The organism is Acinetobacter sp. Lyrl_1 (genome assembly GCF_051948795.1).
In the GTDB taxonomy this organism is placed as follows: domain Bacteria; phylum Pseudomonadota; class Gammaproteobacteria; order Pseudomonadales; family Moraxellaceae; genus Acinetobacter; species Acinetobacter towneri.
The window spans coordinates 1-18,369 of sequence record NZ_JAYJLK010000012.1; the positions used below are offsets into that span (position 1 = coordinate 1).

General features: G+C 41.9%; 23 protein-coding genes. 1 reads left to right on the top strand and 22 read right to left on the bottom strand.

The features are described 5' to 3' along the window. Positions 1-83 precede the first annotated feature (83 nt). A complete protein-coding gene (locus VF675_RS05850; RefSeq protein ID WP_440204943.1) occupies positions 84-989 on the top strand; it encodes a lysine exporter LysO family protein in 906 nt (301 codons plus the stop codon). Positions 990-1,110: 121 nt separating this feature from the next. On the opposite strand, the gene pyrF is transcribed toward VF675_RS05850, so the two are convergent. The 22 genes from pyrF to VF675_RS05960 all read right to left on the bottom strand — a co-directional run bounded on the left by pyrF (position 1,111) and on the right by VF675_RS05960 (position 18,368). Continuing rightward, positions 1,111-1,791, bottom strand: a complete 681-nt coding sequence (pyrF, locus tag VF675_RS05855; RefSeq protein ID WP_019836519.1) for an orotidine-5'-phosphate decarboxylase — start codon at positions 1,789-1,791, stop codon at positions 1,111-1,113. Between the two features lie 182 nt (positions 1,792-1,973). After that, positions 1,974-2,339, bottom strand: a complete 366-nt coding sequence (locus VF675_RS05860) for a lipopolysaccharide assembly protein LapA domain-containing protein (protein WP_004976771.1) — start codon at positions 2,337-2,339, stop codon at positions 1,974-1,976. 17 nt (positions 2,340-2,356) lie between these two features. Continuing rightward, positions 2,357-2,662, bottom strand: coding sequence for an integration host factor subunit beta (locus VF675_RS05865; RefSeq protein WP_004976773.1), 306 nt, complete (start codon positions 2,660-2,662; stop codon positions 2,357-2,359). Between the two features lie 159 nt (positions 2,663-2,821). After that, positions 2,822-4,498 carry a 30S ribosomal protein S1 gene (gene rpsA, locus VF675_RS05870; RefSeq protein WP_004976774.1) on the bottom strand — a complete coding sequence of 559 codons (1,677 nt, stop codon included), beginning with the start codon at positions 4,496-4,498 and terminating at the stop codon, positions 2,822-2,824. Between the two features lie 119 nt (positions 4,499-4,617). Further along, on the bottom strand, positions 4,618-5,310 hold the full coding sequence (gene cmk, locus VF675_RS05875; protein WP_440204927.1) for a (d)CMP kinase: 693 nt from the start codon (positions 5,308-5,310) through the stop codon (positions 4,618-4,620). 16 nt (positions 5,311-5,326) lie between these two features. Then, positions 5,327-5,758, bottom strand: a complete 432-nt coding sequence (locus VF675_RS05880) for an SRPBCC family protein (protein ID WP_019836521.1) — start codon at positions 5,756-5,758, stop codon at positions 5,327-5,329. A gap of 101 nt (positions 5,759-5,859) precedes the next feature. After that, on the bottom strand, positions 5,860-6,351 hold the full coding sequence (gene tadA, locus VF675_RS05885) for a tRNA adenosine(34) deaminase TadA (RefSeq protein ID WP_004976782.1): 492 nt from the start codon (positions 6,349-6,351) through the stop codon (positions 5,860-5,862). 27 nt (positions 6,352-6,378) lie between these two features. Beyond that, positions 6,379-7,500: an enoyl-CoA hydratase/isomerase family protein gene (locus VF675_RS05890; protein ID WP_004976784.1), complete on the bottom strand. Its 1,122-nt coding sequence runs from the start codon at positions 7,498-7,500 to the stop codon at positions 6,379-6,381. After that, positions 7,497-8,210 (bottom strand): uracil-DNA glycosylase, encoded by a 714-nt coding sequence (gene ung, locus VF675_RS05895; protein WP_096901164.1) that lies wholly within the window; start codon positions 8,208-8,210, stop codon positions 7,497-7,499. The genes VF675_RS05890 and ung overlap by 4 nt, the downstream gene beginning before the upstream one ends. A gap of 37 nt (positions 8,211-8,247) precedes the next feature. Next, positions 8,248-8,844 (bottom strand): 6-pyruvoyl trahydropterin synthase family protein, encoded by a 597-nt coding sequence (locus VF675_RS05900; RefSeq protein WP_104851897.1) that lies wholly within the window; start codon positions 8,842-8,844, stop codon positions 8,248-8,250. A 175-nt stretch (positions 8,845-9,019) separates the two neighbouring features. After that, positions 9,020-10,003, bottom strand: coding sequence for a type II secretion system minor pseudopilin GspK (gene gspK / locus VF675_RS05905; protein WP_096901166.1), 984 nt, complete (start codon positions 10,001-10,003; stop codon positions 9,020-9,022). Between the two features lie 13 nt (positions 10,004-10,016). Further along, entirely contained in the window at positions 10,017-10,640 is a 624-nt protein-coding gene (gene gspJ, locus VF675_RS05910; protein ID WP_440204928.1) for a type II secretion system minor pseudopilin GspJ, read from the bottom strand. Further along, positions 10,637-11,017 carry a type II secretion system minor pseudopilin GspI gene (gspI, locus tag VF675_RS05915; protein WP_004976793.1) on the bottom strand — a complete coding sequence of 127 codons (381 nt, stop codon included), beginning with the start codon at positions 11,015-11,017 and terminating at the stop codon, positions 10,637-10,639. Before gspI ends, gspJ begins: the two co-directional genes overlap by 4 nt. Next, positions 11,007-11,558 carry a pilus assembly FimT family protein gene (locus tag VF675_RS05920; RefSeq protein ID WP_440204929.1) on the bottom strand — a complete coding sequence of 184 codons (552 nt, stop codon included), beginning with the start codon at positions 11,556-11,558 and terminating at the stop codon, positions 11,007-11,009. Before VF675_RS05920 ends, gspI begins: the two co-directional genes overlap by 11 nt. A 6-nt stretch (positions 11,559-11,564) precedes the next feature. Beyond that, positions 11,565-12,179 carry a TetR/AcrR family transcriptional regulator gene (locus VF675_RS05925; protein ID WP_096901168.1) on the bottom strand — a complete coding sequence of 205 codons (615 nt, stop codon included), beginning with the start codon at positions 12,177-12,179 and terminating at the stop codon, positions 11,565-11,567. Between the two features lie 95 nt (positions 12,180-12,274). After that, the gene (locus VF675_RS05930) at positions 12,275-13,048 is read right to left on the bottom strand and encodes a TatD family hydrolase (protein ID WP_104851894.1); all 774 of its coding nucleotides are present in this window, start codon (positions 13,046-13,048) and stop codon (positions 12,275-12,277) included. A 24-nt stretch (positions 13,049-13,072) separates the two neighbouring features. Beyond that, complete coding sequence (locus VF675_RS05935; protein WP_026438361.1) at positions 13,073-13,414, bottom strand: PilZ domain-containing protein; 342 nt, start codon at positions 13,412-13,414, stop codon at positions 13,073-13,075. Between the two features lie 10 nt (positions 13,415-13,424). Next, positions 13,425-14,414: a DNA polymerase III subunit delta' C-terminal domain-containing protein gene (locus VF675_RS05940; RefSeq protein WP_004976804.1), complete on the bottom strand. Its 990-nt coding sequence runs from the start codon at positions 14,412-14,414 to the stop codon at positions 13,425-13,427. Positions 14,415-14,428: 14 nt separating this feature from the next. Continuing rightward, positions 14,429-15,190 (bottom strand): 3-deoxy-manno-octulosonate cytidylyltransferase, encoded by a 762-nt coding sequence (kdsB, locus tag VF675_RS05945; RefSeq protein ID WP_004976805.1) that lies wholly within the window; start codon positions 15,188-15,190, stop codon positions 14,429-14,431. Between the two features lie 11 nt (positions 15,191-15,201). After that, positions 15,202-16,215, bottom strand: a complete 1,014-nt coding sequence (gene lpxK / locus VF675_RS05950) for a tetraacyldisaccharide 4'-kinase (protein WP_004976808.1) — start codon at positions 16,213-16,215, stop codon at positions 15,202-15,204. A gap of 3 nt (positions 16,216-16,218) precedes the next feature. After that, entirely contained in the window at positions 16,219-17,946 is a 1,728-nt protein-coding gene (gene msbA, locus VF675_RS05955) for a lipid A export permease/ATP-binding protein MsbA (protein WP_178318410.1), read from the bottom strand. After that, positions 17,946-18,368 (bottom strand): ExbD/TolR family protein, encoded by a 423-nt coding sequence (locus tag VF675_RS05960; protein WP_180062205.1) that lies wholly within the window; start codon positions 18,366-18,368, stop codon positions 17,946-17,948. The genes msbA and VF675_RS05960 overlap by 1 nt, the downstream gene beginning before the upstream one ends. Position 18,369 lies beyond the last annotated feature (1 nt).

Consider the following 18,369-nt stretch of genomic DNA (forward strand, 5'->3'; position numbering starts at 1 on the left):
ACGCTCCAGTGGATAAATTTCCGCTTTTAAAAGCAAACTGGCATAATCAACAGGTTTTTATCTATCTCCCACCTGTTGATCTCATGCAATCTCTTTGGCTGATTTTCCAATTACTCTGCTGTTTATGTCTAGGCTTTGTACTGGCAAAACGCCTTCCTCGAATAATCGAAAAAATTGCGTTTCAACTGCTGCCGTATTTTAGCTATATCCTGCTAATTGCAATTGCAATGGAATTTTCACAAACGTTCGGTTCATTAAAGCAGCCATCGCATATTCTATCTACAGCTTTACAGATTGCATTTGCTACATCAATTGGTGCTTTTCTGTGTTGTTATTTGCTTTACAAAGGTTTGGGGCTGCAAGCAACGCAAGGCAAAGTTTCATTACAGTTGTTGATTCAATCCTGCATCAACATCAGTTATGCCTTTTTTGCACTATTGGCAGGCTACGTGCTGCATCTACTTTTTAGTGCTATGGATTTCCAAGTTCAGATCAACACTTGGTATTTACTGTTGCTGTTTATGTGGATGATTGGACTCGATCTCGCTTATTCGCCTTTAGATCGTTCTTGGCTGAATTGGAAAATTTTAATGGTGCCCGTAGGCTGTATTTTCGGTTCAGTTACAGGGGTACTACTTTGCGCACTTTGGCTCCCCATCGCTCTACAAGATTTGCTTATGCTCTCACAAGGTTATGGATTTTATTCCATGAGCGGGATTGTGGTGTCGGAACTTCGCAATGCCGAATTGGGTAGTATTGCGTTAATGAATGATTTATTCAGAGAGATTTTTGCGATATTGCTGATGTATATTTTGGGATGGCGTTATCCACGTGCTGCAATTTCTGCCGCAGGCGCAACTGCAATGGACGTCACTTTGCCCATGGTAAAACAAGCCTGTGGCAACGATTTTATTCCACATGCCATGGTCAGTGGATTTATATTGTCAATCCTTGCACCCATTGCTGTAAGTGTATTGGCTGCTATTTAAAGAGAATCAACAATTGTCCTCTCTCCCTCTGGGAGAGAGTTGGAGAGAGGGTTTGCGCTCTATTTAGGCGAGAGTTAGAGAGAGGGCTTATCTCCCTTTTAGAGAGTCAGCGATAGTAAAATTAAAGCGTCGCTAAAATATCTTTCAAAGTCTGACGTGGATTTTCAGATTTTGTAATTGGACGACCAATCACCAAATGCGTAGAACCATCCAGCATAGCTTGTTTGGGAGTCACAATACGTTTTTGATCATCGGCATTTGAGCCTTCAGGACGAATCCCTGGAGTTACTAAGGCAAAATCCTGCCCTAAGATTTCACGCAACATTTTGGCTTCTTGCGCAGAACACACCACACCATCTAAACCACTTTCTTGAGTGAGTTTAGCTAAACGCTGAACTTGCTCAAAAGGCTCAATATCTAAACCTAAATCTTTTAAATCTTCACGCCCCATAGAGGTTAGTACAGTCACTGCAATCAGTTGAGTCTGATAATTCCCTGCTTTTAAACGCTCCACACAGGTTTCCATCATTTTACGACCACCTGAGGCATGCACGTTGACCATCCATACGCCTAAATCTGCTGCAGCACATACAGCCTGAGCCGTTGTATTTGGAATATCGTGAAATTTCAAATCTAGAAAAACCTCAAAACCTTTGTCATGCAAGGCTTTCACGACTGCAGGACCTTCATGGGTAAATAACTCTTTACCAACTTTTACTCGACATAATGCAGGGTCTAATTGTTCTGCAATGGTTAAGGCGTCATATTGGCTTTTAGCATCGAGGGCAACAATGATACTCAAGAGAATTACCTATGGATTTGACAAAGAGTCGCTATTATAAAGTGATTCGTGCCAAGCAGATAGTCAAAAAGACAGCTTACCCCCCATCGCAGCGATAATCAGCCATTCGTCAAAGGCACACATAAAAAAACACCCCAAGATAACCTTGAGGTGTTGATGATCAATTCGCTCAACAGAGCAAATTAAAGTGCATTAGAAGAACGATCTTCAGTATGCACATCTAATACCGTTTTTTCATGACGAGTATGCGCAGCAGCTTCAGCAGCAGCCAGTTGAGCTGCATGAATTTGCTCTTTGCGTAGGTATTCAATATCTTTACGTAGTCGCTTAATTTCCCAACTATTTTGGAATACACGGAAAACCTGCACGCCCAACAATAACCCTAGCACCAAACCAAGTGCCAATGTAATCAGTAGCAATAGACCCAAACGCATTGCTGGCACTTGAGTAAATAACAGGTCAACTGAAAGTTCAGTGCCGTTTTGCAAAACCAATGCCAGAGAATATCCAAATAGAATAACTAAAATAGCGACTAGAACGTAACGCATGAACACCCCTAGGAATTTTATTTATTTACAGATTCGTTTACTGCATCACGTAGTGCTTTACCCGGTTTAAAGTGCGGTACAGCTTTAGCCGCAACTTCTACAGACTTACCTGTTTTTGGGTTACGACCTACACGTGGTTCACGGTGATGCAATGCAAAACTACCGAATCCACGAATTTCAATTCGGTTATCTGCCGATAGTGATGCAATCATTTGATCAATCATGATCTTTACAGCTTCTTCCACCAATGGCTCAGCCAAATGTGGATTTTTCAAAGCAATTCGTTCTATCAAGTCAGACTTATTAAGTGCTTCAGTAGTCATCTGCGACCTCTTTAATTATCAAGCTACTTTTACCTAAACTGATAATAACCTGTTTAAATACAAAACGGTAGCGTAATAATTGAATACTACGCTACCGTTTACAGTATTTGTGTAAAAAGTATGTGCTAATTTACATTAACCATACAGTTTACCCGCAACTTAGTTGCCCATTTGAGCTTTGATCAAGTCACCAATTGTCTTAGGACCATTGTCTTGACCGCTAGTTGCAGTTTTCAAGTTAGCAACAGCTTCTTTCTCTTCAGCTTCGTCTTTCGCTTTGATAGACAAGTTGATAGAGCGAGATTTACGGTCTACGTTGATGATTTTCGCTTCAACTTCTTGACCAACTTCCAAGAACTTAGTTGCATCTTCAACGCGATCACGGTTGATTTCAGATGCTTTAAGTGTTGCTTCAACTTCGTCAGCTAACTTAACAGTTGCGCCACGAGCATCAACAGCAGTTACAGTACCTTTAACCAAAGCACCACGTTCGTTAGCAGCTAAGAAATCGTTGAATGGATCGCTGTTCAATTGCTTGATACCAAGGCTGATACGGTTGCCTTCAGCGTCTACAGAAAGGATAACCGCTTCAACAGTGTCACCTTTCTTGTAACGACGAATAGCTTCTTCGCCTTGCTCGTTCCAAGAAATGTCAGACAAGTGAACTAGGCCATCGATACCGCCTGGTAAACCGATGAAGATACCGAAGTCAGTGATTGACTTGATTGTACCTGAAACTTTTTCACCTTTGTCGTGGTTCTTAGCAAACTCTTCCCATGGGTTAGCACGAGTTTGTTTGATACCAAGAGAAATACGACGACGCTCTTCGTCCACTTCAAGAACCATAACGTCAACTTCGTCACCAATCTGAACAACTTTAGATGGGTGGATGTTTTTGTTAGTGTGGTCCATTTCTGAAACGTGTACTAAACCTTCAACGCCTTCAGCGATTTCTGCGAAACAGCCGTAGTCAGTTAAGTTTGTTACGCGAGCTTTAACGATAGAACCTTTAGGATAACGGCTCATGATCGCTAACCATGGATCTTCGCCTAATTGCTTAAGACCTAAAGATACGCGGTTACGCTCTTTGTCAAATTTAAGTACTTTAACAGTAACTTCTTGACCCACTTCAACCACTTCTGATGGATGCTTGATACGTTTCCAAGCCATGTCAGTGATGTGAAGAAGACCGTCAATACCGCCAAGGTCAACGAATGCACCGTAGTCAGTAAGGTTCTTAATCGTACCAGTAACAGTTTGACCTTCTTCAAGCTGAGCAAGAAGCGCTTCACGGTCAGCTGAAGATTCAGCTTCCATAACTGCACGACGAGATACAACAACGTTGTTACGTTTAGCATCAAGTTTGATAACTTTGAACTCTAACTCTTTACCTTCAAGGTGAGTTGTGTCACGGATAGGACGAGTGTCTACCAAAGAACCTGGTAAGAACGCACGAACTGGACCGATGTCTACAGTGAAACCGCCTTTAACTTTACCAGAGATAACACCAGTAACGATTTCGCCGTCTTCAAAGATTTTTTCAAGTTTAGTCCAAGTTTCAGCACGTTTCGCTTTTTCACGTGATAAAACAGTTTGGCCCATACCGTTGTCAAGTGCTTCAACAACAACATCAACGGTGTCACCAACTTGAACTTCAAGTTCGCGTTGTTCGTTTAAGAATTCAGCGCGGTCAACAACGCCTTCTGATTTAAGGCCAGTATCAACTGTTACCCAGTCAGAGTCGATGCTTACTACAACGCCTTGGATGACAGCACCCTTTTCAACGTTGAGGTTTAATTCGCTTTCTTCAAAGAGGGCTGCAAAAGATTCGGTCATGATATACCTGATAAAGTCAGCGGTCTTGGATCAGACAAGGCCGGTTTAGTTAAGCGTCTACATAGTCCGTATAGAACTGATCAAGCTATGCGTTCGCTGAATAGGTTTATTTCACGCGGTTAAGCGCGGCAAATAGCAAGCTTCTGATCGACATAAGCCGTCATTAATGCAAACACTTCATCAATGTTCAACTCAGAACTATCAATGATGTAAGCATCTTCTGCGGGCTTGAGCGGAGCAACTGTGCGCTCCATGTCTCGTTTGTCGCGAGCCTGTATATTCGCTAAAATGTCGCTTATTTTAGCATCCAGCCCCATACCCTGCAACTGTTTTACTCGTCTTTGTGCACGCGACTCTGCCGAAGCAGTTAAATAAATTTTAGCCTGCGCATTTGGAAAAATACTGGTCGCCATATCGCGTCCATCTGCAACCAAGCCTGGTGCTTGGGCAAAGGCATGCTGACGTGCAAGTAATGCTGTGCGCAATTTAGGTACTGCCGCAACTTTTGAGGCATATTCCCCCACACGTTCGGTACGTATGGTTTGCGTGACATCTTCACCATCAAGCAACACTTGTGTGCCATCTGGCTGGGTCACAAATTGAATATTGAGCTGTGTTGCAATGGCAACGCATTGACTCAGTTCAGTATCAAGTTGATCTAGCAAATTCTGCTTATGTAACGCCAAACCCAACAAACGATACAACGCACCAGAGTCGAGTAAATGAAACTGATAATATGCTGCCAATTTTGCCGCGAGTGTGCCTTTACCTGAACCGCTAGGGCCATCAATGGTAATAATTTGAACCGTCATGCTGTTTCCGAAATGATTAGAGAGATTTTGCGAGTTTGGATAAACCAATTTTAATTGCAGTTTTCAACTGCGCAAGAATAGCTTTGCTCACAAACGGAACTCGCGCTTGTAGCTCAATGCTATACGTGACCAAGGTTTTGTGATCTGCCACTTGCTGAAATTCAATTGTACCCAAATGATGTTTGATCAATGGATTTTTAATGATTTTATATTCAATCCGCTGATTCGGTTCAAGCACGGTAATTTGCTCTTGCAAAGGTTTAATTGGCCCAATCCCCATACGACGCACCGAACCTACACCATCTGGACGTTCAGGGTCAGCAGAGTCTTTAATGCGCACCACTTGCATTGGTGCAAATGCAATATTATAAGTTGCATGTTTAGAAAGTAATTCAAATACTTGCGCAACTGGCGCATTAAATTCTTTTTTAATTTGAATAGCGTGCATGGTTTGCCCTGATGATGAATGCTATGTTGTGTTTGATTTAGTTTAACGCAAATCAAGCCTAAAACTCAGAACTGGTTTTGATCATGGAGGTCATTTATCAACTATTGCTGCTTTTGTTGTTTCTTTTGCGCACGGCGCATCTTAAAAAAATCACTCAACTGGGCTGAACATTGCTGCTCTAAACAACCTGATTGATACTCAAAAATATGATTGTAATAGCCTGACTCTAAAAGCTTTCTGGCACTGATCAATGAGCCAGCTTTGGGTTCAGTTGCTCCAAACACTACTCGTTTAATTCGCGCGTGAATGAGCGCACCCACACACATGGTACAAGGCTCCAGTGTGACATAAAGCGTGGCATCTTCAGGTAAACGATAATTTTGAATATGATCACATGCTGCACGGATTGCCACAATTTCGGCATGTGCGGTTGCGTCGTGTAAGGAAATAGGCGCGTTATAACCCGCGCCAATCACTTGATTTTGACTAACGATGACAGCCCCCACAGGAATTTCCCCCTGTGCTGCAGCCAAAGCAGCCTGCGCATAGGCAAGCTGCATCCAGTCTTCATCACTATAGTTCTGTTCTGACATTTAAATATGAGTAAAAATCAATACGAATTAAATAATCTCGTATTGTTTCAATAACTCATTCCAGCTTTCAATGCTCGTCACAGGTGGATTGTCTGCAAAAATGGTTTTGAGCTGCACTGGCCCATTTTGCTGCCAAGCTGGTGCAAGGTCTTTATCGACCAAACGTGCGCGCACACCTTCGACAAAATCTGCGTGGCGAATTTTCCAGTCTGAAATTTGCGTTTCCAGTTCAAACACTTCATTCCAAGCGTGAACCTTCTTACCCCATTGCCATAGTAACCACGTTAAAGCTGCTGTGGTTGGTGAACCTTTTTGCAAGTTTTCACTGGCTTGACGTAACCAATCGCTACGTGCATCGCTTAGACCAATGATGGATTCATAATCACTTTCAAAACTCACACCACGGCACACGCTTTGAATCACATCCAAAGAATTCTGTAGCGGCCCAGGCCCTACAGGACGGTGCATGCTGTTCAAGGTATCATCAATGGCACGGAAGTCACCTGCAGGGTAATGATTCCAGTCAATATTAATGACTTTTTCTAATACAGAAGCGCGTTGTGCATCACAAATATGGGTTGCCCAACCAATACCATACGCACCTGCAGCAGTCATAATTGAACCCGTTAAACCTGTGAACAAGCCAATCGCACCACGGTCAGCCAAGAAACGAGTTGCCCCTACATCTGGGTATAAACCAATGTTAATTTCTGGCATAGCTAAACGTGAATACGGTGTCACCAAACGGAATGGTGCAGCCATAAATAGACCTAAGCCACCACCCATGACATAACCTTCACCCCACACTAAAACAGGCTTGGCATAGTTATGTAGCAACAAGTCCAACGCATATTCTTGCTCAAAGAATTTATTGGCAGTTGCAACCTCATCATTAATGACAAGCTGACGTAATTTACGCACATCACCGCCTGCACAAAATGCTTTTGGTGTGGTCGAATCTAGCCAAATTGCTTTTACGCTATCATCGGTATGAAAGTCTTCAAATACTGCCAATAATGCAGAAACAATAGATTCATCTAAAGCATGCAAAGATTTTGGGCGATTCAAACGTACAATGCGCCAACCGTTATTTGCTTCTTCGACAATTAAATCCGGATGATATTCTTTAGAAATGGGAGAATGTGTCATGCGTCCAGCTGCCAGTCTATAGGCTCAATGCCATTTTGTTTAAGATAATTATTTGATTTTGAAAATACTTTACATCCAAAAAAACCACCGCGGTTTGCTGCCAATGGGGATGGATGCGCTGCCTTCAAAATCAGATGTTTATTTGGATCTATACGTTGTCCTTTACGTTGTGCATACGCGCCCCACAAAATAAACACAATATGCTCACGTTGTTGATTTAACACATCAATCACATGATCTGTAAAATCTTCCCAACCCTGCTTTTGGTGCGAGGTTGGTTGTCCTGCTTCTACCGTTAACACGCTGTTGAGCAGCAATACCCCTTGCTCTGCCCAATGCGTTAAATCACCGTGTCTTGGAATAGGCACACCTAAATCTGTATGTAACTCATGGAAAATATTACGCAAAGATGGTGGCAATGCAACCCCTCTTTGTACAGAAAAACTAAGTCCATGTGCCTGATTAGGTCCATGATAAGGGTCTTGCCCAATAATCACGACTTTCACCTGATCTAAAGGCGTGGTATTTAGAGCATTAAATATCAGTGAACTTGGTGGATAAATCACCTTATTCTGTTGTTTTTCCTGCAACAAAAAATCGCGTAGCGCATCCATTTGTGGACTCAATAAAAATTCAGCTAGATTGTATTTCCAACTCTCATCTAACTGAACTTTATTTAAGCTCGCATATTGCTGCTCAGTAAAAGACATACCGCTATCAATCCTTGTTGATGTCTAATGATGTGATTTAAAGTTTAACTTGTAACTCGACATTCGGGTTTTGGAATGTCATCCCCTGTTTTAATTTTTCATACATTTGTGGGTCTGACCACTCTGTCTGTACTTGCTCAGAGAAATGAATTTGATCCAGACTCAGCAATCCCATCTGCGCATTTTCAATATCTTCCAAAAAGCTTTGTGCATAGCCAGTATCGGTTTCATGCACAATTACAGAATAGACCTCTACATCACCCTCCCCATTTTGTGTGATGGTCGATGCCAAAACTTGCTGTGCCAAATAAAAGAAAATACGTGAAAACTGCTCTGCCGATGGCGATACTGGTAAAGAAACCCAACGTGCGCTGAACGTTTTGCAGGCTTGAATATATGCAGGATCGTCCTGCTCCCAAAAACAAATGGCATGATCAAAAGCATCAAATAATTCTTTGATTACACCTTTAAGCAAACCAAAGTCATACACCATTTGTCCATGATCGAGTTTTGAAGCTTTCAGTAACAATTCTACTTTATAGCTATGACCATGAATCGAGCGCTTACAGCGGTCTGAAGTGCAATTACGCACAATATGCGCATTTTCAAACTTAAATAACTTTCGAATTAACATGGGTCTTAACGTCATCAAAATATTTGGGGGATATTCTTTTTAAGTATAATGCAAAACGTGAACAATAAGCCAATTTTAGCCCACAGATTGCCAGACAAAAATCGTAATGATCAGTTTCAGCACAGACATGCAATGCATTTACATCTAAATAGCAGCACAAGGTTAATGATGATACTTAAAATGGCGTCAGACTTCGCCCACTAACATTGACAGATTTTTCACTACGCACCAAATCACTGCTAAATTGACGTTTGCGCTCGCCCAATACCACTTCAATTTTGGCTTTAAAATAATGTGATTGTACACCCAATAAACCTGTAAATTCATTGCGTATCGCGCTATCGACAGCTTGAAAGCCATCTAACTCCCACAAAGCGTTTACATTGCTAAAGTGTTCCAAATTGGCATTACGACGATCAAGTAGATTTTGCACTACAACCACATCCAGTTTTTCATCTAAGCTCGCCAAAACCAAAGCAGGTGCGGTATTAATATTGATAGTGGTATCCCGTTTTGGCAAGGCACTCACATAAGGCGCAATTTGCTGATACTTCGTACCTTCAAAACCACGGACTTGTTTTAATTCTTCTGCGCTGTGAAATAAGCTATTGGGCGGTAAATAAGGAATTGCTAAACCTTGGTAATAACTCGACTCTGCACCCATTGCACCACTCGGCTCATCATCTGCATCTTGCCAGTCAATCACGGCTTCACTTAATTGAGCAGGTAGCCCAACACGCTGCAACAGCTTTTCAAAATATTTTTTTGCTTTTTCGTTCACTTGATCTTCGGTTGTCAGCAAACTATTTAAATTAAATTTCCCCGACTCATCTTGCAATACGCCCGATACATAACCATCTTCGACTGGAAATGGCGGCATCGGTTTTGCCCAGTTCTCTTGTAAGTGATCAACTTGGCCTGCATTTTCAGCATCATCTTGCAGTAATTCTGCAAAAAATACTTCAGCACTTTTGGCATATAACAATGCCTGATTTTGACGCATCAAATAGGCGGTATTTTCACTGGTGTACATTTGCCGCTTGGCAATGGTCGCTGCCAAAATCGTAGCTAAGGCAACCAACATCAAAATCGTAATCAAGGCGATGCCTTGTTGTGATTTGATGATGCTACCTAAGCGCTGAGTCGATTTTGAATACATTGCCACTGTGCCTTTAATTGTCTTTCTTCTTTAAAAAATCAGTCTGAAATAAGCTAAATATCCATTCGTATTGCACGTCACGCACGGTTAAATTTATTTTTATTCCTTTCGGGAGTAGCCTTAATTGTTCAGTTTGCTGAGGATCAATATTGCTTTCAGGCCAACTACTTAATTCATTTGGATTCAATACCATAATCTCAAAGGCTTCAACTTCATCCAACATCACGCTCGACTCAGGCTGATCATTGCCCGTTTGATGCAAATTACGATATTTTAAACGATACAATTTTTTTTCATCGGCACGATATTGATATTCAACACGCTCATGGGGTGAAATACCCTGCTGCAAAGGATCGGTCACCCCTGTTTTACTGAAATTAAAGCGTCCATTTTGTAAAACTAAAGCAGGTTGTTGCTGCCCTTTAACATTGGCCGTTAATGGAACAGCCTGCATCGTGTCACGTAAAATTTGTTGATAGCTTTCTTGCAACTGCTCTAAATTGGCTTCATGCATCGCATTGCGATCTTTGACTTTGGCGAGATAATCAAATACTTTCCAACCCAAAGCAGACAGCACTGCAAAAATTGCAATAGCGACTAGCAACTCAACTAAAGTGAAGCCTTTCTTTGTACTCATGATTGCTGCTCACGGGCATTAAAAAACACCAAAGAAGTCACTCCTGCTTCAACTTGTCCTGTGTCTTGATTATATAAACTGATTTGAAGATCGACACGTTGCACATTCGGACTAATGGTTGGCTGTGTGGACTTGTCAATTTGCCATGTTTCGCCCTGTTGTGTCACTTGCTTTGACTCTGTTCCACTTAACCATTGCCGATTCATTTCCATCAATGCCACTTCATTCAAAGCCACAAATTGTGCTTTGGTTCTTAAAATTGCATTGGCGGTGGATTGGGTATATTGCATCGCCACTTTGGTCATTGCCATAGCTGCTGTTGCAAAAATTGCCAAAGCCACCATAACTTCAAGTAGTGTAAATCCTTTAGCTTTCATGGATTTTTCCTAAATGATCGACCTCTATTTCCGCACCCACAGGACGCTGTTCTAAATAGAACTGAATACGCACAGGTTTGGCTTCACCATTGCCCAGCCAAATCAGTGCAGGCACATTACCTTGCAACAACTCACTGTTGTTAGCATTTGGATAGCTTTGTTCTAAAGATAAAATTTGGATAGAAACTTGTTCAGGTAAAGTTCTTCTTTTAAATTCGCTATAGCTTTGCCATTTTTGATTATTTTGTAGGCTTAATTGTTGTTCTGTGGCATAAGGCTGATATTCCAACACATCATAACGCGCAGGCGAAACATCGGTTGCTTGATGCAAATTGAGTGCAAAAATACGCGCTTGATCATTGGCTTCACGATTCAGCTTACGCAAATCCAATAAAAACACTTCCCGCGCCTGCATAGCTTTACGCTGATCGACACCGCCAATATTCATTAAAACCAGCGATACCATAATCGCCATAATGACTATCACCACCATCAATTCAATGAGCGTAAAACCGCGAACCGAAGACAGTGGTGTGTTCATAGCGTATTAATTCAATTGCTCGAAAGATTGTGCTTGTTTGGGCATCGCCAACGCTTGATCGATATAGGCCACACGTAAAGTATCCCGCGAACCTAAATAACGCTGATAGAAACTTGAGTTTAAAATGGCTGCCGCACCATGCGTAAGTGCCCAAATTGAAGCCAGATAATCACGCACTTCCATCTGACTATTAATAGATTCCAAATATTGTTCAGTCATACGGATAATGATGCGTAATCGGCTTTTACGAACCTGATATAGTTCACTAAACAACAAGCCAATGCCAACACCCGTTGTAGAAAGGCGTTCTTCAATTTGATGAAAAAGCACAGTACGTTCAGGATGATGTAAGTGATGCAGCATAAAAAATGCTAGATGTTCAGGAAACTGTTTTTCCGCATCTTTAATCATTTCTAGCAACATGCGCTCATTACGAATAATGAGCAACATATATAGTTCATCTTTACTTTGAAAGTGTTTATATAGAGTACCTTTGGCCAAATCCAGTTCTGCTGCCAAAGCATCAAGGGTCATTCCTGCTTCACCATTTTCCAAAAGCAACTGCTCTGCCACTTGGAAAATTAACGTTTCTCTTGCTCGAAACTGAGCCTGACGATCCATCTTCACCCGATAAACTCTCTTTTCACTATTCAATCAATTGAAATTTTTAATATATCACCAGAACATTAAATTTTTGCATCATTCCACCATGCAAATTAATGTCCTTTGAGCAGGTTTTCAAAGTTTTGTGTTGTTATGAAAGCCATTTCCTCTAAGGACTTATCATATACATCACTTAGGGCTTTGGCTACATACGGAACGTATTTTGGCTCATTTGTCTTACCGCGATATGGCACAGGTGCCAAATATGGACTATCAGTTTCAATTAAGACACGGTCTAAAGGTACTTGCTTGGCCACATCACGTAAATCTTGCGCATTTTTGAAGGAAACAATGCCTGAAAATGACACATAATAACCGCAATCCAACACCGCTTTGGCAGTTACCCAGTCTTCAGTAAAGCAATGTAATACACCATGTGTCGACTTTTCAGCACGGATAATATCTACTGTATCTTGCTTGGCAGCACGGGTATGTACCACCACAGGTTTTTTTACAGCTTGTGACGCATGAATATGCCGCGCAAAGCAGGCTTTTTGCTCTGCGACAAAATCGGTACTGTGAAAATAGTCCAAACCTGTTTCGCCCAAAGCCCAGACTTTGTCTGCTTGTGCTAAAGCAATCAGTTGCTCGGTGGTGGCACGCGCCATATTTTCTGCATTTTCACAAGGATGCACACCCACGCTATAACCGACATCGGCATGGCGTGCTGCAATTTTTGACAATGCAATATGATCGTCTAAATCGACAGAGATACCCATAATTTTAGACACACCCGCTAGGCGTGCCTGTGCAATTGCTGCATCTAAGTCACCATCATAAGGGCTTAAATCCAACATCGTTAAATGACAATGTGTATCTACAAACACGATTTTTTCCTAAAAGCAAACAACCTACATAGTGTAACTGTTACGGTTGTCAGACTTAAGCCCCGCAAGGATTCTTTCGGCTTCAGATTTGTAATAAACGCCTTTTTCACCGCTCAGTTGAATGCCAAAGCCCTGCAATTTGATGCCGTTTTGCTTTTGCGAAATCCAGATGACTTTTCCTGTAAGTGGAATTTTTTGTGATTGTTCAGGCAAAGTTGCAAGCACGAAGATTTCTTCACCCATTTTTACAGGTTGTTTTGAGGGTACAAATAAGCCACCGCCCACAACGTATGGCATATAACTTAAATATAGCGTTTCGACATCAGGAATATTGGCCTGGATAATACCGCCCATACGTGGTTGCATCATGTTCCCCTTAAATATTCATCAACTTAATACATAATTGATCAAGCACTAGATTACTTTGCACGTTTTGCTCAAGCATTGGCTTGGCTTGCTGTAATTCTGCATATAAACCAAACAGACTTTCTAAGTCATATTGTTCAGCCAAATGCTGCAAAGCGGTGCTTAAATCCAAATTTTTAATGCTTTGATTTAGCTTGACACAAATTAAATCACACAACAAGTATTCAAACATCTGACTAAAATCAGTAAAGCTCAGCGCCTTGTTCCACTTGGTTGCGATTGCCATCGGCATATTTTTTTGCGTCACCAGTTTATACCAGTCTTTCAGAAAATCTGTACGCTGTTCCAGCCATTCTGCCTGTGCCAACTGCAAAGCCTGCAATGGCATTTGATTAGACAAATTCATCAACAATTGCTGTTTGTTCGCATCTAAATCGGGCAAATGCTGCTGCAAATATGCCGTAGCCTGTGCAGCATCAATACGGTCTAAAGCAAAATGCTGCAAACGGCTACGAATGGTTGCAGGTAATTTAAGATAATGATCTGCCAGCAAAATAATCACGATGCGATCACCCGGTTCTTCGAGGGTTTTCAGCAACGCATTGGAAGATGCAATATTTAAGGCTTCAGCAGGTTCAATCACAATCACCCGCCAGCCATCTACCGTTTGCTGGACAAAAGGTAATAAATCACGGATCTTCTCGATCTTAATTTTCGCGTTTTGCTTTTTATTCTCTTCATCGGTGCTGATATAGACATAATTCGGATGTGTATCTGATTTTAACCACTGACAACTGCTACATTCACCACAAGGCTGTGACTGCACATCACGCTGTTGGCATAAAATCCAAGCCACAAATTGCTGTGCAAAGGCTTCTTTACCACAACCCTGTTTGCCAAAAAACAATAAACCATGCCCCATTTTGGGAAATCGCCCTGTCAGGTTTTCCCAAACTTGTTGCTGCCAAGGATATACTTGTCCAATTACATCACGTTGCATGGTCGGTGATTCACTTACTCAAAATGGGCAATATCCATTGCATTTAAACGGTCTAAGTCTGCTTGGGTATCTACACCCGGTGGTAAATTGGCTTCTGCAACTGCAATGGCAATACGATGTCCATTTTCCAAGACACGCAATTGCTCTAGGCTTTCCAGCTTTTCCAATGTTCCCATTTCCCAAGTCACATATTCTTGCAGCAATTCCACACGGTACGCATACAAACCTAAATGGCGATACGCATGTGCATGCAATTGTGGTGTCGCTGCTTTCGCACCATCACGGTCATAAGGAATCGTGGCACGGCTAAAATACAAAGCCTGATTGTGTTTAGACATGACCACTTTAACAATGCTGTCGCGAGTAAATTCATCTAGTTGCTGAATCGGCTCACATAGCGTAGACATCGAGCATTCAGGTTGAGCTTCTAACAACTGCGCCACTTGTTGCACCAATTGCGCAGGCAAAAGTGGCTCATCGCCCTGCACATTGACGATAATATCGTTTTTATCCCAACCTTTAATGCGCGCCACTTCACTTAAACGATCTGTACCTGATGGATGGTCTGCCGAAGTCAGCACTACATCTACACCTTCGGCACGGCATAATTCTGCAATACGAGCATCATCGGTCGCCACACACAAGTCATCAAAACCTGCCACTTTTTTTGCCTGATCAACCACACGTAAAATCATGGCACGACCATGAATTTCCAGTAAAGGTTTGCCTGGCAGGCGTGAACTGGCATAACGTGCAGGGATAACAATGTGCTTCATAATTTTCCTTATCATGGTCTTTCAGGCAGGTTTAAACCCAATTGTTTCAATTGTTGATGTAAGGTGACATAGCAGGCCGATGACAATACTGCATCTACAGGTACAACCCAAATTTCGCGCTGAAAATCTGGATATTGCTTTAACAGGGGCAATAACTTGACCGCATCTTTTTCTGTGGTAATCATCGGTTGCGAGTCTTCAAACTGCAAATCGGTAATTTCATAGTCATGATGGTCTGGAAACTCATGACATTGAAATTGGGTCACACCCATCGACTCTAAAGTTTTATAAAACCGCTCAGGAAAGCCAATGCCCACGACAGCATAAAAATTTTGGGTCGGATCAAAAATTAATTCTTGTGCGGGATGCAATAAGTATGGCGCTGCAACGGCCAAATGCATATTTAATTCAGAACTCGGTTGCGCTGCATGTTCAATCACCGTGGCATGCTCTAATCGAGATTTTGGTTCACGCAAATAACCTTCGGGCAATATTTTCTCGTTACCCAAACCACGATTATTATCTAAAACAATCCATTCCAATTGACGGTTTAAAGCCAAATGCTGCAAACCATCATCACTAATAATTAAATCCAATTCATGCTGTGCAAGTAACAATTCAATACTTTTTTGACGATTTGGCCCCACAGCCATCGGTACGCCTGTAGATTGCACAATCAAAGTCGGTTCATCGCCCACTACGTCAACATTAGCGTCAATGCTGACATAGGCTGGAAATGGGCCTTTTCCGCCATAACCACGGCTAATCACGCCAACACGAACATCTAAACTTTGTAGATATTTGACCAAGTGAATCAGCAAAGGGGTTTTGCCGCTGCCACCCACAGTAATATTGCCAATCACCATCACAGGTACGGGCGCGGTATAAGCGGTTTTAATACCTGAACGATATAAGTTTTGATTGAGCAAACTCACGCCACGGTACAATAAAGACAAGGGCCTAAGCACAACTAGCCATTTGGCCTGTTGCTGCCAAGCGTCCTGAATAAATTGTGCCAAAGACATGAATTAATGTTCCTCGAAGTTACGCTGATGCAACTGAAAGTACGCGCCTTTTTGCGCCATGAGTTCCTGATGAGTACCTTGTTCTAAAATACGTCCCTGATCCATCACTACAATACGGTCAGCATTTTCGATGGTAGATAAACGGTGTGCAATGACAATGGTGGTACGGTCTTGCATAGCCGCATCAAATGCACGTTGAATAAAGTATTCAGATTCATTGTCTAAAGCACTGGTGGCTTCATCTAAAATTAAAATCGGTGCATTTTTCAAGATTGCACGTGCAATGGCAATACGTTGTCGCTGACCACCAGACAAATTCAAGCCTTGCGCACCTAATGCTGTGTCGTAGCCTTGCGGTAAAGCCATAATAAAGTCATGTGCATAAGCCGCTTTGGCTGCAGCAATCACTGCTTCATCACTCGCACCTTCAAGCTGACCATAGGCAATATTTTCACGCACCGTACGGTTAAACAATACCACTTGCTGATTGACCATAGCAATTTGTGAACGCAGGCTATTCAGCTCAATGTCACGAATATCCTGCTGATCAAACAAAATTTGCCCTGAAGATACTTCCTGAAAACGTACCAACAGATTGACCAATGAGGTTTTACCCGCACCTGAACGCCCAACTAAAGCCACAGTTTCACCTGCTTTGACATCCAGATTAAAATCATGAATGGCATGATGCCCATCGGAATACACCAAATTCACATTCTTAAATTGCAAATTACCTTTTAAGTCTGGTGTAAGCGTCCCGTGATTATCTTCTTCAGGCATATCGAGCAATTCAAAAACCGAATGCGCTGCTGCCAAACCGCGTTGTAATTTTTCATTAATATCGGTAAGGGCTTTAATTGGTTTGCTCAACATACCTGCGGCAGTAATGTAGGCTACAAACTCGCCTGCTGAAATATCACGTAGAATTTCTGGGCGTAAGGCAATCCAGATAATAATTGCCAAAGCAATGGACATAATGAACTGCACCACAGGGCTGTTCAATTGCTGCACTGCCACCATCTTTAAACCACGACGCAGGTTTTCTAAAGAGTTTTCTTTAAATCGGCTTTGTTCATAGGTCTGACCACCAAAACCTTTGACGACCAAATTACCATTCACCGTTTCTTGCACCACGTGGTTTACATCCCCCATGGTGTCTTGTACTTGAATAGATAAACGACGCATGCGTTTTGCAGCTTTACGAATCAGCAAGCCAATTAATGGGCCAAATACCAAAATACAGAGGGTCAAACGCCAGTTGGTATACAGCAAATAGCCGAGCAAGCCGAGTGTAATCAAACCCTGTTGTACCAATGTACGCAGCGATTCTGTAGATGCAGCGGTCAACTGCTCTACGTTATACATAATTTTGGCAGTAATGTGCCCACTGGTATTATCTAAGTAATACTGTGCAGGTAAACGCAGCAATTTAGCAAAGACTTCCTGACGGATATTGAATACCAAATTACGTGAAATCACTGCGGTATAGTAACCGCCAATAAAAGTTCCCAAACCACGGAAAAACATCAGTGCAATGACTAATAGCGGAAATAGTGTGGTGAAAGATTGGTCACGCTCCTGAATGGCATTAATAATTTTTTCCAAGAGTTTTGCCACAGATACTTCTGTGGCTGCATTAATGGCGAAACCGATAATCACCAAGATTGCCAAGCCCCAAAATGGGAGCAAATATCTCAGAAGACGGCGATAGACCTGTAAATCCTTCTTCACTAATAACCTCGAGTTGGGACTTTCGTACTGATATTGATGTTGACGAAACCAAGTTGTCCTGCGACATCCATCACTCGAATCACATCTTGATGAGTGGCTTTGGCATCTGCAGCAATGATAAACATTAAATCGTGTCGATCTTGAGAAATTTGTTTAATTGCTGTGCTTAAATCTGCCACTTCCTTAGTCGAAAGTGCCTGACCATTGACAGAATAATGCCCTGAAGAATCTACCACGACTTCAATTTTATGTTCATAAGATTTTGGTGGTACGCCTTGCGCATCTGGCAAAGTTAAATTCATACGGCTAAATTGGTTAAATGTGGTCGAAAGCAACAAAAACACCAAGATGAACAGTAAACAGTCAATCATTGGAGTCAGGTTAATATGAATATCTTCAACTTGCGAGCGTTTGAATTTCATA

What these genes read in the sequence shown, in the direction of transcription:
- VF675_RS05850 (WP_440204943.1), top strand. Translation starts at nt 84, where the DNA reads ATGCAATCTCTTTGGCTGATTTTCCAATTACTCTGCTGTTTATGTCTA.
- VF675_RS05860 (WP_004976771.1), bottom strand. Translation starts at nt 2,339, where the DNA reads ATGCGTTACGTTCTAGTCGCTATTTTAGTTATTCTATTTGGATATTCT.
- VF675_RS05865 (WP_004976773.1), bottom strand. Translation starts at nt 2,662, where the DNA reads ATGACTACTGAAGCACTTAATAAGTCTGACTTGATAGAACGAATTGCT.
- rpsA (WP_004976774.1), bottom strand. Translation starts at nt 4,498, where the DNA reads ATGACCGAATCTTTTGCAGCCCTCTTTGAAGAAAGCGAATTAAACCTC.
- cmk (WP_440204927.1), bottom strand. Translation starts at nt 5,310, where the DNA reads ATGACGGTTCAAATTATTACCATTGATGGCCCTAGCGGTTCAGGTAAA.
- VF675_RS05880 (WP_019836521.1), bottom strand. Translation starts at nt 5,758, where the DNA reads ATGCACGCTATTCAAATTAAAAAAGAATTTAATGCGCCAGTTGCGCAA.
- tadA (WP_004976782.1), bottom strand. Translation starts at nt 6,351, where the DNA reads ATGTCAGAACAGAACTATAGTGATGAAGACTGGATGCAGCTTGCCTAT.
- VF675_RS05890 (WP_004976784.1), bottom strand. Translation starts at nt 7,500, where the DNA reads ATGACACATTCTCCCATTTCTAAAGAATATCATCCGGATTTAATTGTC.
- ung (WP_096901164.1), bottom strand. Translation starts at nt 8,210, where the DNA reads ATGTCTTTTACTGAGCAGCAATATGCGAGCTTAAATAAAGTTCAGTTA.
- VF675_RS05900 (WP_104851897.1), bottom strand. Translation starts at nt 8,844, where the DNA reads ATGTTAATTCGAAAGTTATTTAAGTTTGAAAATGCGCATATTGTGCGT.
- gspK (WP_096901166.1), bottom strand. Translation starts at nt 10,003, where the DNA reads ATGTATTCAAAATCGACTCAGCGCTTAGGTAGCATCATCAAATCACAA.
- gspJ (WP_440204928.1), bottom strand. Translation starts at nt 10,640, where the DNA reads ATGAGTACAAAGAAAGGCTTCACTTTAGTTGAGTTGCTAGTCGCTATT.
- gspI (WP_004976793.1), bottom strand. Translation starts at nt 11,017, where the DNA reads ATGAAAGCTAAAGGATTTACACTACTTGAAGTTATGGTGGCTTTGGCA.
- VF675_RS05920 (WP_440204929.1), bottom strand. Translation starts at nt 11,558, where the DNA reads ATGAACACACCACTGTCTTCGGTTCGCGGTTTTACGCTCATTGAATTG.
- VF675_RS05925 (WP_096901168.1), bottom strand. Translation starts at nt 12,179, where the DNA reads ATGGATCGTCAGGCTCAGTTTCGAGCAAGAGAAACGTTAATTTTCCAA.
- VF675_RS05935 (WP_026438361.1), bottom strand. Translation starts at nt 13,414, where the DNA reads ATGCAACCACGTATGGGCGGTATTATCCAGGCCAATATTCCTGATGTC.
- VF675_RS05940 (WP_004976804.1), bottom strand. Translation starts at nt 14,414, where the DNA reads ATGCAACGTGATGTAATTGGACAAGTATATCCTTGGCAGCAACAAGTT.
- kdsB (WP_004976805.1), bottom strand. Translation starts at nt 15,190, where the DNA reads ATGAAGCACATTGTTATCCCTGCACGTTATGCCAGTTCACGCCTGCCA.
- lpxK (WP_004976808.1), bottom strand. Translation starts at nt 16,215, where the DNA reads ATGTCTTTGGCACAATTTATTCAGGACGCTTGGCAGCAACAGGCCAAA.
- VF675_RS05960 (WP_180062205.1), bottom strand. Translation starts at nt 18,368, where the DNA reads ATGAAATTCAAACGCTCGCAAGTTGAAGATATTCATATTAACCTGACT.